Origin of the sequence: Sodalis sp. (in: enterobacteria), assembly GCF_047607725.1 — a bacterium.
GTDB lineage: Bacteria > Pseudomonadota > Gammaproteobacteria > Enterobacterales > Enterobacteriaceae > JBLKSS01.
In genome coordinates this window covers 1-2,390 of the sequence record NZ_JBLKSS010000281.1, presented here as the reverse complement: position 1 = coordinate 2,390, position 2,390 = coordinate 1, and the positions used below count along the sequence as shown (strand labels likewise).

Below are 2,390 nucleotides of genomic sequence, written 5' to 3'. Positions count from 1 at the left end.
ATTTTAGGTTGGACACCGAACTTGCCCTGACGGTAGAGCTGGCGCCAGTTGAACAGCAAATTGTCATTGATACCGTTATCCCGTGCCAGCTTGGCAATGGATACGCCGGGCTGGAGCGCCTGCTCAACCAGCTTAATGTTCAAGTCCAGCGGGAAATTGGGACGACGTCTTGAGGGTTTTGGTGGGGTTTGTTTCATGAATTGCGCCCATTAAAAAAATAATGGACATCATCTTCAATAACTTGATGGGGAATTAACAGACGGCGCTGGGCGTACGCTTACCCTTTGAACAGCCAGCGGTCTCAGGCCCGCGCCCAGGCAGCAGCAGCCGTCCGACGGCGTGGTGCACAGCGGAAGGTCTTAACGCCTCTCGCCCGCGGCGATAAGCTGCAAAATCTGGAGATGTGAAGAGACATTGGCGGCGCAAAAAAAAAAGAGCTGCCATGGGCAGCTCTTCACGATCGTCTCAGGCCACGGCCTGCACCGCGCCCGCCCGGTTAGGCCTACGGCAAACGATAAGCGATGACCGCATCACCGGGCTTGGTGGCCATCGAACCATGGCCACCGGCGGCGATGATGACATACTGCTTGTTATCCTTACCCATATAGGTGGATGGCGTCGCCTGACCGCCGGCCGGCAGTTCGTTTTCCCACAACAGTTTGCCGGTATTGACATCATAGGCGCGGATGAAGTTATCCGCCGGGGCGGCGTGGAACACCACATCGCCTGCGGTGATAAGCGGACCACCATGGGCGACCATCCCCATCGGGAAACCGATAGGAAAGCGCCCGGGCAAAAAGGTGGTCGCCAGATTTTTGGTGGTGCCGACCCGGCGCCGCCAAACGGTCTTACCGCTGGTTAAATCAACGCTAACCATTCTGCCCCACGGCGGCGCGATACAGGGAATACCGAGGCTGGAGGCAAATTGCTGGATGTGAATCGCGTAATTACCCTCGAAATTCTCATTCCAGTACGACTACCCTTCTTGGGTGAACAGCCGTTTATCTTCAGTATCCGCAGTGTGCTTAATCAGGTTGTACTTATAGGATAACCGTACGGGCGACGCGATGAGGATTTGCCGTTCGGGATCTATCGCCACCGATCCCCAGTTGAAAACGCCGATGTTGCCGGGGAAAACCAGGGTGCCGGTTTCGGTTGAAGGCGTCCAGGGGTTACCGTCATAGCGCAAAGCGGTAAATTCACGACGGCAGGCCATTTGGTCGAACGGCGTCAGCCCCCACATCGCTTTTTCATTGAGTGCTTCAGGAATAAAGTTCAATGCGGAACCGGGCTGCGTCGGCGCCAATTTTTCGCCCGGCACGCCGCCTTGTGTCGACACCTCTACCTGATTGACCGGATAAACGGGTTGGCCCGTCAGACGGTTCAAGACAAAAAGATTGCCGGTTTTGGTCGGCAGGACGACCACTGGCTGCTTATTACCTTGATAATCGATATCCAGCAAGGAAGGCTGCGAGGGAATGTCCCGATCCCAGAGATCGTTATTGGACGATCGGAAGCGCCATTTGAAGGCGCCGGTATGCAAATCCAACGCAACCAGCGTATCGCGGAATTTTTCGGTATTGCTATTGGGGTCGCGGTTGATGCCCACTTCGTCCGGCGAGGCATTACCAAACGGCACATAGACCAGACCATTTTTCACGTCAGCGCTTAGGGTGCCCCAGGCGACCGGCGTATCCTGCGGGTAAGTTTGCCCTTCGCCAATCGGTTGGGTGTTCTCCGGCGGCGCGGGATCAAAGTTCCATACTAATTTACCGGTTATGGCATCGTAAGCGCGAATGACGCCCGAGGGATTGCCGGCATGATAGCCGTTATCCATGAGCGAGCCACCGACGATCACCAAATTTTCCGCCAGCAGAGAGGCGGCGGTTTGCATCAGCGCGTGGGGGCGAATCTGTCCCATCGCGGCATGCAGGTCAACGACACCGTTGGTGCCGAAATCCGCACAGGGCTTGCCGCTATCGGCATCCAGCGCAATCAGCCGGGCATCGGTGGTGGCGTTGAAAATACGTTTACGGCACAGCGCCGGTGTCATAATAGCTTACGCCGCGGCAGGTCTGATGCTGCTGCAAATTCGAGGGATCCGCGGTACCCTGGTATTTCCACTTTAACGCGCCGGTTTCAGGGTTCAAGGCATGAACTTCATTGTGCGGCGTACAGAAATACACCGCATCATTCACTTTCAGCGGCGTGGCCTCGAAGGTAAATTCCGAGGCATCTTTGGCCGGGGCGCTTACCTTTTAACGAGAGTTGCCGTAACGTGAACCCCTTCACGTGTACTGCTGCAACAATGTACTCCCTGCGCCAGTCACGGTTTATTTCTTCATTTCTAAGCATCATTCGATTACCCTGAACAGTTAGGCGTACCGATA

At 55.6% G+C, this 2,390-nt stretch carries 2 pseudogenes; both read right to left on the bottom strand.

The window, feature by feature from the left end:
• A pseudogene (locus ACMX3H_RS18340) lies at nucleotides 1-167 on the bottom strand (transposase); the annotation flags it as partial.
• Nucleotides 168-502: 335 nt separating this feature from the next.
• A pseudogene (locus ACMX3H_RS18335) lies at nucleotides 503-2,237 on the bottom strand (PQQ-binding-like beta-propeller repeat protein); the annotation flags it as partial.
• Nucleotides 2,238-2,390 lie beyond the last annotated feature (153 nt).